This window comes from Pseudomonas fluorescens (genome assembly GCF_000968015.1).
GTDB classification, from domain to species: Bacteria; Pseudomonadota; Gammaproteobacteria; order Pseudomonadales; family Pseudomonadaceae; genus Aquipseudomonas; species Aquipseudomonas fluorescens_W.
In genome coordinates this window covers 74398-86506 of sequence record NZ_LACH01000076.1, presented here as the reverse complement: position 1 = coordinate 86506, position 12109 = coordinate 74398, and the positions used below count along the sequence as shown (strand labels likewise).

The following is a 12109-nucleotide window of genomic DNA, read 5'->3' as shown; positions in this document are numbered from 1 at the left end:
ATTGACTATAACGATGCTGAAAGTTTTAGCGTTGTCAGCCAGGAAGTTCGTGTTATTCATCGTTCAGGCGCTCAATGATGTTGTATTTAATTGTGGAAATAATTGAGCCTGTATACGGATTTTGCTTGTTTTTCCGGGCAAAATTTTGCATGGCTATCGAGAACAATTTGTTAAGTCGCTTTGTCATGCATAATAACCATGGCTTACTCGGGTCTGATTTAGAGCAGTAGATGCGGACTTCATCGTATAAGGATCTGCTCTATAGGTAAATATCCGTGACTTGATTCGTTTGCATCAGGGGCTGGTCAGGCGAGTGCCTTGGGACGATGCGAGCTGAGCTTGCGTAAGGTATTCAGGTAATTTGTCGCGTCCTGCGCTGCGCACATGTGCCGGTTGAGCGTGCGTGGGGGCACGCGATTCATTTTTAGGGGGACGACCACATCGGCGTGGCGCCTCTGGCTATGGCCACCGGTGCGGGAGCTGCCAATCACAGGGTTTCAACACTTGCCTGTTTTCAGACATACCAAGACACACAGACCCCTTTTTCTCTTCTGGTCGGAGAAGCCCAAACGAACCTCTGCTCCCGTACGATCGGCTATCGCCTTGACGATTGATAACCCCAACCCGGAGCCTGCTTCATTGGTCCCAAGGCTGCGATAAAACGGATCGAATACCCGCGTGTGTTCCTCTAAAGAGATTCCTGGGCCCGAGTCTTTGATCTGCAGGATTGCAGTCTCTTGCACCCGCTCAACCGCAAGGTCAATCCGTCCGCCATGCGGGGTGTAACGGATCGCGTTATCCACCAGATTCTTGATCAGGATTAACAGGTCCATCTCATTGATGAAGACATGCACGTCCTCGATACTCTCAACACCAATATCGATGTGTTTGCGTTCTGCCAACGGTAATAAATCCTCCAATACACGTCGATAGATCTCATGGACTGAAACGGCTGTCTGTGGTCGATCGGAGCTCGATTGTGCGGCAGCCAGGGTCAGCAGTTGATCGATCAGATTTCTGCCGCGCTCTATCCCCTGCGACAACGACAACAGGCGCTCACGGGCCAGCGCCGGCATCTCAGTGGCGGCCAGTCGCTCAGCTTGCAGGGAAAGAGCCGTCATGGGTGAACGCAGTTCGTGGGCAGCGTCAGCGACGAAACGACGCTGGTTCTCCATGGACTGCGCAACACGCGCGAGCAAGCGATTGATAGCCACGACGAAAGGCCGAATCTCGGTCGGCAAATGGCGCTCGTCGATAGGGTGCAGTGCCTGTTCATCGCGTCGATCGATGTCAGCCGAAAGGGCGGCAATCGGACGGAACAGTTTGCGCACCAGGTCGCCCACCACCAGCAATAGCACCGGAAACAGAATGAGAAACGGCAGCAAACTTCGCCAGGCGCTCTCGCGGGCTTCTTTGTTGCGGACGCCGGTTTCTTGAGCGACGACGATGCGTTCACCGCGGGCTGTGGTTCTGACCAGCACACGAAAGTCTTCGCCGATGACATTCAAGGTTGAGAGGCCATCGGCAAGCGTGGTGGGGAAGGGCAGTGGTATCAGGGTGTCATCGTTGCCGATTGCTTTACTGCCATCGGCCAGGTATTGCACGATGACCCTGGATTCTTCATTGTCGCCGTCGACTTCCTGGGATGCGGGATAGCGCAGGGACATCTGCTGTCGATCAAACAAGACGGCCACCTGACGCAAGGTATCGTCCTGCATTTCGTGGGCCTCGTCGAACGCAGAGACAAACGCAAAAATCCCGGCCAGCACCGCAACGATCAGGATGGCCAGCGATAGCGTCACGGACAGGCGTAGTTGTACCGAGTCCCTCAAACGCTTTTTGAAACCATCCATCCCATCCCCCTGACGTTCTTGATGATATGGCTACCCAGCTTGCGTCGTAGGGAGTGAATCAAAAATTCCACCGCGTTGCTTTCCACTTCATTGCCCCAACCATAGAGGCGGTCTTCGAGTTCACTGCGCGAGAGAATTGCGCCTGGCCGAATCATCAATGCCTGCAGCAGGGCGAACTCACGACTGGACAATTGGATGTCGCGATTTTCCAAGGTGGTGGCTTGTTTGGAGATCAAGTCCAGCGACACTGCGCCATTGTCCAGCACGGACAGGGCAGCGCCCCCTCTACGACGAAGCACGGCTCGTATACGGGCCAGCAGCTCCGCCATATCGAACGGTTTGAGCAGGTAGTCGTCAGCGCCGCCGTCAAGGCCGCGCAGGCGATCTCCCAGGTCGTCCCGTGCGGTGATGATCAGCAGTGGCACAGGGTTGTTGCGCCCGCGAATGCTGTCGAGTACATCCAGTCCGTCCTTCCCGGGCAACCCAAGATCCAGTAGCACCAGGTCATAGTGTTGGGTGTCCAGCGTTGCAAGAGCGGTGAAACCGTCTTTTACCCAGTCAGTGGCATAACTCGCATCGTTCAGGGCGCCCTGGGTCGCATCGCCAATCATCGGGTCGTCTTCAACCAGCAATATCCGCATTTGCCGCTCCAGAAAAAGGCGCGACCGTCATGACCGTCGCGCCCGTATTGAAGCATCTGTACAAATGTTTGTCCGCTGCGGGATCAACTTCGGGATCAGGATGTGCCCTTCATCGAATCGAAGGCCTTCAACAGCCCATCCATCATAGCCTTGCAGTCGTTCTGTTGCGGGTTACTGGCGCGCAAGGCATCGAGCGCGCGGTCGATCGCCTTGTCCACGACATGCCAGTCGCTGGCGGCGCGAGGTTTGATCCCGGCCTCGGCCGAGTCCCAGGCAGTTTCCAGATCCTTGATGCGGGCTTTCGCACCGGGCAGATCATTTTTGTCGACGAGCACGGCAACGTCGGCGGCTATGTTGCGGAACTCGGACAGATCTCCCAACTTTGAACTCGATTGGGATTGAGTGCTTACCGAGCTTGAGGTCGTACCTGTATTGGGTTTGTCGGCAGGTTTCGAGCAACCGGCGGCGACGCTGAGCAAAAAAATCGACGAGACGATGGCAACGTGGCGAATGATGTTTTGAATCTGGCGCATGACGATTCCTTAAATGACTTTCGGGTGTTTACTGAGTAACTGTTTTGCGATTGCCGACGGTGATTTGCGCGACCGTAACCAGAATGACAATGACGCACAGGAAGATGGCACTGGTCCAGGTGGCACCCATTCCGAGACCACCGTAAGTTTTGGCTTGGGTGAGCAAGTCGCCCAGGGAAGCGCCGAACGGGCGCGTCAGGATGTAGGCGATCCAGAACGTCAGCACCATATTGCCGCCCATGCGCCAGGCCACCAGGGTGACAGCGATCAGCGCTCCGAAGATCACGGCACCGAGGGTGAAACCCAGACCCAAGGCTTCGGTAGCCAGGTCACCGGCGGCGGTCCCCAGGGCAAAGGTGCAGAGCACCGTGGCCCAGTAAAACAACTCGCGCCGCGGCGTGATGATTTCCCGGATCGATACGTTGTGTTCGGTCCGGTACCAGACCAGGAAGTTAATCGCCAGCAAGGCGGAAAATACGGCCGTGCTGGTGTACAGACTGACGTCCAGTACGTCGGTCAAAATGTCGGTGATTTGTGTCCCGACGATGCTCACCAACACGACGGTCAACCAGTAAATCCAGGGCGTGTAGGCTTTGGTGCGTAATTGGTAGGACATCGCGATTGCCAGTAAAACCGCCATGCCGATACTGGTCGGGCCCGCGCCGAAGCCGGCATCGACGGCAAGAAAGTCAGCACCGGTTTCACCCACGGTCGTGGACAAGATCTTGATCACCCAGAATGACAGCGTCACTTCGGGCACTTTGTTGAGCCAGCCGGCTATTGCGGGTTTCATAGGCGGGTAGCCTCTCCTGAGCAGCGCGGAATGTGCGCCAGGAAGAAGGTACGTAGCGAAACTTAGCTGAGCCTGAGGGGAGGTCAATTGGCAGGGGCGAGGGATAAGCAGGATGAGTTGGAGGTATTACTAACGAAAGGAGTTTCGTCAACGCGGCAGGCGGCTCGCACGGACGATTTACAGGGGCTATAGATGCGTATTATTCCGGGCACAGAGCTTGTACCCAATCCCATGTACAGTATGCAGCAGTGGTTCATCAAAGGCTTTGTCCAGCGCCCGTCTCAACATGTGGATGTTACTGCGAAGGCTGTCACTGCTAGTTGGATGACGCCCCCAAACGAGATCTTCCAGTTCAGTCCGTTTGACAACATGAGGGCTCCTGCGCATGAGGGTTTCCAAGAGTTTCATGCAGGTAGGATTCACCTTGATGGGGGTCCCGGCGCGAGAGATTTCCATGGTGTCTAAATCAAACTTCAGATCGGCTACAACCAAAATCCGATTCATTTTGCCAACGCGGCGCGATACTACGGCTTCGATCCTGGCAAGAATCTCAGACATGGCAAAGGGCTTGGTGACGTAGTCGTCAGCACCGACCTTAAAACCAGCCAGGCGATCTTCCAGTTGGTCCCGTGCACTCAACATCACAATGGCAATGTCAGATTTGGAATTCTCGCGCAAGCTTCGGCAGATCTGATTGCCATCGATGCCTGGGAGCATGACGTCCAGAACAATCGCATCAAAGTCTTTCGAGGCAGCAAGATGAAGCCCGCTCAGTCCATCTAGTGCTCCCTCTACGTTGTGGCCCTTTAGCGTGAAAAACTCCATCAGATTGTCGTGAATGTCACGATTGTCCTCGATAATCAATATATTCACTGCATAGCCTTTAAGCTTCTAATCAAGTTAAACAAACTCCGACGGTCATGGAGGGAAGAACAACCTTCTCTCTCTCTATCGGTCATCAGCATATTCGATGCCCGAGCGAAAGCCTCAATTTTGTATTCTGCCGCGTTCAGCCGCCGCGCACGAATGACTCGTGTAATCTTTTCGCGCCTAGGTTAGGCGGCAAGCCGTTATTCAGCAGAGTCGGCTACGCTTGAGCGGTCAGCAGAGAAAGCTCGATTCAAAAAGGAGATAGAGGGGTATGCATGGATGCGGATTGGTAGGGGACTTGCTCCACTTGGCCCTTTATTTGATGACCACTACCTTTTGGGTGTTTTTTTGGATGGTTGGCATTTTCAATGCCAGGGGCCGTCTAAAAAGTCTCTTGGGTGCCCACGCATTGATGATTTGTATGCTGTTGTTCCCAGTGTTGCCCGCGACATTTATTGGTGGGGCGTTGATTGCTTTTGGTGTTGAAGGTCTGATCTGGGGTCTGTGTATTGCAGGGATAGGATTTCCCATTGCGGGCATGCAATGGGTCCAGCGTTACGTTAAAAATCGATCCTGACAGAAGGGGTAAGTCGATGACCACTCCGGCCTTAGAGTCCGCACTACAGAAAATTCACATCACGTTGACCTTTCAGCGACAGGTGGATGATTAGCATACAATTCTGGCCACTGGAGAAAGCCAATGAGCGCCCCTGTCAAACTTAAATTTTCCGAAAAATACGATAAAGATCACGCAAAACAATACTACCTGAAGCATCAGGATGGTCTGTCGCGGAAACTGTCCCATTATCGGGACGTACAGATGGCGCGCGATGCGTTACACAAGGCGGGAGACCCCGGACTGGTTCTCGACCTTCCATGCGGTGCGGGGCGGTTCTGGCCCTTGCTTGCAGAAAATCCTAATCGAATCATCATCGGCGCAGACAATTCGCCGGATATGATCAACACCGCTCTTGAGAATCAACCTGCCGATATAGTCAAGCGTGTGAAGACTCTCGAGACTTCAGCGTTCGCCATCGATCTACCTGGTAATTCGGTCGACAGTATTTTCAGCATGCGGTTGATTCATCATATCGGTGAATCTGCGCATCGATTGGCGATGCTGCGAGAGTTTCATCGGGTGACGCGAGACACCGTCATCTTGTCGATGTGGGTCGATGGCAACTTTAAGTCATGGAAGCGCAAGCGCCACGAACAACGGCGTAAGGCAAGGGGCGAGCAGAGTGGATACCAGAACAGGTTTGTTATTCCTCGATCCGTCGCAGAAGCTGAGTTCAAGCAAGCCGGATTCGTCATCGATAGCAAGTCTGACTTTATCCCGTTTTATGCAATGTGGCGTGTTTACGTTCTGCGCAAGATTTAAACGCTGATCAAAGTGTCCAGAGCTGTCTCGGCGATTCGAGCCGGCTAAACAAACCTTCCGTGAATCCCCTCACCTTTGCCTGATAAACCCGGTGCCGTGAACGTTGCGCCACGCAACACTAGCCCCGGGTTTCAGTCATCACAGCGCGACGTTGGCATTCCACTTTTGGTGTGGAATGGGCAACCTGCACGAATCATCTCGCCCCATCGGGAAGTACTGAAACCCTCAGTGTGTGAGACGCTCTGCGTCGTACAGGTTGCGGCCATCAAAGATCACAGGGGCTTTGAGCCGTTTGTGGATCAGGTCGAAATCCGGCGCCTTGAATTGTTGCCACTCGGTGCAAATGATCAACGCATCGGCTCCACTGAGCGTTGCTTCCGGTGTGCCCATCAGGCTCAGGTTGGGGTGGTCCTGATACAACGTGCGCGACGTGATGCGAGAGATTTATGCGCCGTTCAATCGTAATCATGACCGCATCATGTTCATGAACCTGCGTAGCGCCGAGCAGATCAAATACGCCGCCAACTGCATGTGCATGCTGGCGACCAAGATCAGCTTCATCAACCAGATCGCCGAAAAACCGGATGGAAATCGTTTATCAGCAAACCAGACACACACTATTGAAACTTTGATCGCACTCACGCCTTAATGGGGAAAGTCTTACAGACTTTGGTGGTTTTGTATTACGTTCAAGTCATTTTGGTTTTTATTGCTTTCTAATGATTAGAGACCACTTTGATTAAATGATTTGCCAACTGCCGACACGATTGGTTGCCAGAATGTGCCAGTCGAAGGATCGGTTTGATTTTTAGAGCTCAAGGTTTGCTGAGAATGTGGGCATGGCCGATGGAATCCCAGTAGTGGTCCGCCGACTATCGGACCGCCGTTGGCCAGCGCCGGGCAGCGCACTGACTTTTCCACACAGAGTTTTGGTCAATTCAAAGCCGTAGGTCGCAACGTCAGCTCCCATCAAGCGCTGGAGAGCATCAGCCTGTCGGTGCCGACGGGCAGCCGAATGCTCGGCAAACGTGTGACGCGTTTGCTGAAAGCCTGCTGTCCTTTAAAACGGGTTATTTGTAGCCCCTTCTCATTACTGTCTTTCGCCACTCACAAAATTTTCATTTCTTTTTTATTATAAGCCTCTGTAGGTACAGAAAAACCTTGCGATCAAGCAGAGTGATTTATGGAAGTGACTGTTGTTGGTAGTGGCTATGTCGGTGCGGCACAGCCAACCCGTTTAGCAGAATTGTGTCGTCGGATGTGTGGTAAGGATGTTAACGCTAGCCATGTTGCCGACGGAAAAAACGCCATTGCGTTTTCTGGACTCATCCTCGCCGAAGACATCAACGGGACGCAGGAACTGTCGTACTACGCCGTTGGGACAGATGCGAAAGGACGAGGCTTATGAGAGTACTGGTAACCGGCGTCGCAGGTTTTATCGGGTTCCACACTGCGAAGCGCCTGTGCAGCGAAGGCCACCAGGTTGTTGGCATCGACAACCTCAACAGCTACTACAGCGTTGAGCTGAAACAGGCTCGGCTTTCGCAGCTGGCTGAATGCCGCAATTTTCAGTTCCAGTTGCTGGATGTGGCAGACAAACAAGCACTGCTGGATTTGTTTGCTGAAAAGGAGTTCGAGCAAGTCGTCCACCTGGCTGCCCAGGCCGGTGTGCGTTATTCCATCGACCACCCGGACACCTACGCGCAAAGCAATCTGGTGGGATTCCTTAACGTGTTGGAAGCCTGTCGTGCTCATATGCCGGCGCATCTGATCTACGCCTCAAGTAGCTCGGTGTACGGATTGAACGAGCACTTACCGTATTCCACGACCGACCCTGTCGATCGGCCGGTGTCGTTCTATGCAGCTACCAAGCGCGCCAATGAACTGATGGCCCATGCCTACTCGCATCTCTACGGCATTCCCACTACCGGTCTGCGTTTTTTTACCGTGTATGGACCTTGGGGTCGACCCGATATGGCGTTGTTCAAATTCACTGACGCCATTCTTAACGGTCGCACCATTGATGTGTACAACGACGGCGCTATGTCTCGCGATTTCACCTATATCGACGACATCGTCGAGGGTCTTGTGCGATTGATACCGCTGCCACCAACCGATGAGGCCGGCGCGCGAAACAAGGTTTACAACATCGGCTTTGGCGCGCCGGTGAAGCTTCTGGAGTTTGTCGAGTGCATTGAAGAGGCGCTGGGAATCCGCGCCATAAAAAATTTCATGCCGCTGCAGTCAGGCGACGTCGTTAATACTTGGGCGGACACTCGCGAGCTGGAGGATCATGTGGGTTTTCGCCCACAGATCACGGTGTCTACCGGCGTGCAGTCGTTTGTCGATTGGTACCGCAATTATTACGGCGTTTAGCCACTCATTTCTCAGCTTTATTACGGAAACGTCATGCAAGAAACTCCTTATGTGTCGGTCCTGATTCCGGCAAAAAACGAAGCAGGTAATCTCATTCCACTTTTGGAGGAAGTGCGTGCCGCGTTAGTCAACGAGACCTTTGAAGTCATCGTGGTTGACGATGGGAGTACCGACGCCACCGCCACCGAATTACGAACGTTACAAAGTAATGGTTACAGTCAATTGAGGGTGCTGAGTCATGCTCGTTCGCTCGGGCAGAGCACCTCGATTTACCACGCGGCTGAAGTGGCGCGTGGGCATTGGTTGGCAACCCTTGATGGCGATGGCCAGAACGATCCGGCCGATCTACCGAAAATGCTGGACCTGGTTCGTGGTTCGGAAGGTAAACCCGGAGGCGTAAAACTGGTGGCGGGTCACCGCGTAAATCGCCGGGATACGGCGAGCAAACGCTGGGCTTCGCGATTTGCCAACAATCTGCGCAGTAGCCTGTTGAAAGATCAAACTCCCGATACCGGTTGCGGTATCAAATTGATTGAACGTGAAGCTTTTCTGCGCCTGCCATATTTCGATCACATGCACCGCTTTATTCCTGCCCTGATCCGCCGTCACAACGGCCGAATGTTGGTTCAACCGGTGAACCACCGTGAGCGTGGCACAGGGGTTTCCAATTACGGAAACTTCGACCGAGCCCTCGTGGGCATTGTTGATTTGTTCGGGGTGTGGTGGCTGATAAAACGCACCCGCCTGGAAGTCAACGCACAAGAAACCGAGGTTTGACATGAGCAGAGAAACTTTGTGGTTGGCCATTGGCTTCGTTGGCCAGTTGGCATTTACCGGGCGGTTTGTTCTGCAGTGGCTGTACAGCGAATACAAAAAACGCAGCGTTATTCCTGTCGGGTTCTGGTACCTGAGCATCATCGGCAGTGCGCTGCTGTTGGCGTACGCAATCTACCGCGAGGACCCGGTTTTTATTGTCGGCCAGTCCTTCGGTTTCATTGTGTACCTGCGCAACTTGCAGTTGATCGCCAAGCACCGTGAGCAGGAAAGCCGCGAATTAGAAAAAAAGGATTGAGACGGTGCGGATACGACTATCTTCTTCGCGGTTAGAGCTTTTGGCTTTTGTGGTGTTGACGTTGGTCATGGTGGGCGCCGGTCTTGGCTGGCGCCAGCCGTTGAACGTCGATGAAGAACGCTTTCTCGGCGTAGCTTTGGAAATGATGCAGAACGGTTCGTGGTTTATTCCACATCGTGCTGGCGAAATTTACGCAGATAAACCTCCGCTTTTCATGTGGGCTGTGGCGCTATTCGTGCAACTTACCCACCTCCCCAAAGTAGCCCTGTACTTGCCCGCGCTATTAGCAAGTGGCGTTACTACGGCCTGTTTGTATGACCTGGGCCGTCGCTTGTGGGGGCGGCGTGTAGGTGTGATTGCAGCGCTATTGTTTCTTGCGACCTACCAGACTTACAGCATTTTACGGACTGGGCAGATTGATGGCTTTCTGGCCCTTTGGATGATTCTGGGGATCTATGGTTTATGCCGGCACCTATTGCTCGGTCCGGCTTGGCGTTGGTATTACGTTGCCTGTGCAGCAATGGGGTTCGGCATCATCAGCAAAGGTGTGGGTTTTCTACCGGTGTTGATGCTGATCCCCTACGCGTATGCGGTGCGTAAAGGTTGGAAAGGCGTGATACCCATGCCTGGCAAAGCGAAAGCCTGGTGGCTGGGGCTGCTGGTTGCGTTAGCTGCAATCGCGGTATGGCTGGGGCCTCTGTTGGTGATAGTGCTACAGGGCAGTTCCGATAGCTTGGCTTACGCTCAGGAAATCTTGCTGAAGCAAACAGCTGGCCGTTACGCCAACGCTTGGGAACACCGCGAACCCTTTTGGTATTTCTTCGTCCAGGTTATCCCTAAGTATTGGGTGCCGATTTTTTTCATGCTCCCATGGCTGGTGCCAGCTTGGCGCAAGCAACTGGCCAAGCACGACGGTCGAGTGTTGGTGCTACTCGGTTGGGTCGTCCTGGTGTTGTTGTTTTTTAGCCTGAGCAGTGGCAAACGCAAGCTGTATATCTTTCCTGCGTTACCCGCACTGATTCTGTTAGTGGCGCCACTCATTCCCTGGATGCTGCGCCGTTGGTTCAGCAAGCGTCCGAAGGGCAGAACGGTATTTGTTGTACTGACCGCCGTGTGGTTGTGCGCGTGGTTTGTCCGCGGCTTCATCGAGCCCCATAAAGAAGGCATTAACCCTCACGAAACCATCATGCGTGAAGTGGCGCGACTGACCGCAAATTCCGAGTTGGTGCTGGTCAGCTGGCGTGAGGGGCACTGGTTATTTGCGCAGCAACCCATTGTGCATTTTGGCTTCTCGGACCACGGCTCTCTGGAACAATCAGCCATGTGGCTTCGTAGCCACCCGCAGGCCTATGCCTTGGTGCCCGCACGCGATTTGGCCCGCTGTTACGACCCGGAAAAAGCTCGCAGTGTTGGCGATACCTCAAGAGCCGAGTGGTTCTTGGTGGGGGCGGATGCGGACAACCATAGTTGTCAGGCCCCCGCGCCAGACAAGGTTTATCAATTCGTGTGGAAGCATTCCCTGTGACGGCCGGAGTTGTTCTATGAATATTGAATCGAATGTGGCTCTGGTCTTGCGCAGAGCTCAGCGACGACATCGGCTGCGCATTGTTTTTGTGCTGTTGCTGTTATTAGGAGTGCTTGGGACGGCTTCCTACCGCTTCTACTGGCACCAACAGCTGTACCAGTTTGTTTTGCAAACCTGGGGCAGCTCCGCTGTAGAAAAGCCAGGTTTGTGGTTGCCAGGGTTTATGCCTGATGTGGTGGCCAAGCCAATAGAGGGCATTGTAGAAGACCTCTCAGGCATCACCTACGACTACGACCATGACCGGTTGCTGGCCATTACCAACGGTGGGGTCATGCAAATTGTCGCTCTCGACCGCGCGGGTAATGTACTTGAGCGTTATCCGCTTGAGGGTTTTGACGATACTGAAGGATTGGCCTACATGGGCAATGGTCGAGTCGTTGTCTCTGAAGAGGGTGATCAACGTCTGACGTTTATCCAGCTACCCGAGAAGTCTGCGACCCTGCGAAAGGGAGCAGAGCCGTTCATCACCGTAGGCGTCAATCTGAGCACAAACAACAAGGGCTTTGAAGGGGTGACCTATGACCCTGCAGGGGACCGATTATTTGCGATCAAGGAGCGCGATCCGCGACAGCTATATGAGATTGATGGCGTGTCGAAGAGTTTGAATGGAAACCTGTCCATCAACTTGATCGATCGGACTGAATGGGTGAACCATAGCGTTTTCGGGCGTGACCTGGCCGACGCTTATTACGATCCCGGCACTGGCCATCTCGTTTTACTCAGCGAGCAGTCCAAATTATTGATTGAGCTGGATAAAGAAGGGCGCTTTGTCAGCTACAAAAGTCTGCTCGAAGGCGTGAAGGATTTTTTCTCGCCCAAGGTGCATCCAGAAGGCGTAGCCATGGATGCGCAAGGGCATTTGTATGTCGTGGCGGAGCCGAACTTGTTCTATTCGTATAGCCGTAAACCCTGAAGTCGTTTTCCCAAAGATGCTCTTCGGGTATGCCGAAGAGCATTTTTTGGGGTGGTCCGCATGTGCTTCTCCTCAGCGAGAAGCTGCCGCTG

General features: G+C 53.6%; 13 protein-coding genes and 2 pseudogenes. 9 read left to right on the top strand and 6 right to left on the bottom strand.

What is annotated here, in order from left to right; genetic code table 11:
* Positions 1-497 precede the first annotated feature (497 nt).
* The 5 genes from VD17_RS28995 to VD17_RS28975 all read right to left on the bottom strand — a co-directional run bounded on the left by VD17_RS28995 (position 498) and on the right by VD17_RS28975 (position 4693).
* A complete protein-coding gene (locus VD17_RS28995) occupies positions 498-1853 on the bottom strand; it encodes an ATP-binding protein (protein ID WP_046056829.1) in 1356 nt (451 codons plus the stop codon).
* Positions 1829-2494, bottom strand: a complete 666-nt coding sequence (locus VD17_RS28990; RefSeq protein WP_046056828.1) for a response regulator transcription factor — start codon at positions 2492-2494, stop codon at positions 1829-1831. The genes VD17_RS28995 and VD17_RS28990 overlap by 25 nt, the downstream gene beginning before the upstream one ends.
* 95 nt (positions 2495-2589) lie before the next feature.
* Entirely contained in the window at positions 2590-3027 is a 438-nt protein-coding gene (locus VD17_RS28985) for a hypothetical protein (RefSeq protein WP_046056827.1), read from the bottom strand.
* A 28-nt stretch (positions 3028-3055) separates the two neighbouring features.
* A complete protein-coding gene (locus tag VD17_RS28980; RefSeq protein ID WP_046056826.1) occupies positions 3056-3820 on the bottom strand; it encodes a COG4705 family protein in 765 nt (254 codons plus the stop codon).
* Positions 3821-4006: 186 nt separating this feature from the next.
* The gene (locus VD17_RS28975; RefSeq protein WP_046056825.1) at positions 4007-4693 is read right to left on the bottom strand and encodes a response regulator transcription factor; all 687 of its coding nucleotides are present in this window, start codon (positions 4691-4693) and stop codon (positions 4007-4009) included.
* Positions 4694-4997: 304 nt separating this feature from the next.
* On the opposite strand from VD17_RS28975, the gene VD17_RS28970 reads away from it, so the two are divergent.
* Together VD17_RS28970 and VD17_RS28965 are read left to right on the top strand one after the other, a co-directional pair.
* A complete protein-coding gene (locus tag VD17_RS28970) occupies positions 4998-5267 on the top strand; it encodes a hypothetical protein (protein WP_185753249.1) in 270 nt (89 codons plus the stop codon).
* A 123-nt stretch (positions 5268-5390) separates the two neighbouring features.
* On the top strand, positions 5391-6071 hold the full coding sequence (locus VD17_RS28965) for a class I SAM-dependent methyltransferase (protein WP_033060087.1): 681 nt from the start codon (positions 5391-5393) through the stop codon (positions 6069-6071).
* 138 nt (positions 6072-6209) lie between these two features.
* Here VD17_RS28965 and VD17_RS28960 read toward each other — a convergent pair.
* Positions 6210-6473 (bottom strand): annotated as a pseudogene (locus tag VD17_RS28960) (UDP binding domain-containing protein); the annotation flags it as partial.
* Positions 6474-6492: 19 nt separating this feature from the next.
* Between VD17_RS28960 and VD17_RS28955 the strand changes: the two are divergent.
* The 7 genes and pseudogenes from VD17_RS28955 to VD17_RS28930 all read left to right on the top strand — a co-directional run.
* Positions 6493-6648 (top strand): annotated as a pseudogene (locus VD17_RS28955) (UDP-glucose 6-dehydrogenase); the annotation flags it as partial.
* A gap of 606 nt (positions 6649-7254) precedes the next feature.
* Entirely contained in the window at positions 7255-7479 is a 225-nt protein-coding gene (locus VD17_RS32000) for a hypothetical protein (protein ID WP_080932095.1), read from the top strand.
* The gene (locus tag VD17_RS28950; protein ID WP_046056821.1) at positions 7476-8447 is read left to right on the top strand and encodes an NAD-dependent epimerase; all 972 of its coding nucleotides are present in this window, start codon (positions 7476-7478) and stop codon (positions 8445-8447) included. The genes VD17_RS32000 and VD17_RS28950 overlap by 4 nt, the downstream gene beginning before the upstream one ends.
* 33 nt (positions 8448-8480) lie before the next feature.
* Complete coding sequence (locus VD17_RS28945) at positions 8481-9224, top strand: glycosyltransferase family 2 protein (protein ID WP_046056820.1); 744 nt, start codon at positions 8481-8483, stop codon at positions 9222-9224.
* Position 9225: 1 nt separating this feature from the next.
* Positions 9226-9519, top strand: coding sequence for a lipid-A-disaccharide synthase N-terminal domain-containing protein (locus VD17_RS28940; protein WP_046056819.1), 294 nt, complete (start codon positions 9226-9228; stop codon positions 9517-9519).
* Between the two features lie 67 nt (positions 9520-9586).
* Entirely contained in the window at positions 9587-11044 is a 1458-nt protein-coding gene (locus tag VD17_RS28935; RefSeq protein WP_185753250.1) for an ArnT family glycosyltransferase, read from the top strand.
* 16 nt (positions 11045-11060) lie between these two features.
* A complete protein-coding gene (locus tag VD17_RS28930) occupies positions 11061-12017 on the top strand; it encodes an SdiA-regulated domain-containing protein (RefSeq protein WP_046056817.1) in 957 nt (318 codons plus the stop codon).
* The last annotated feature ends 92 nt before the right edge of the window (positions 12018-12109 follow it).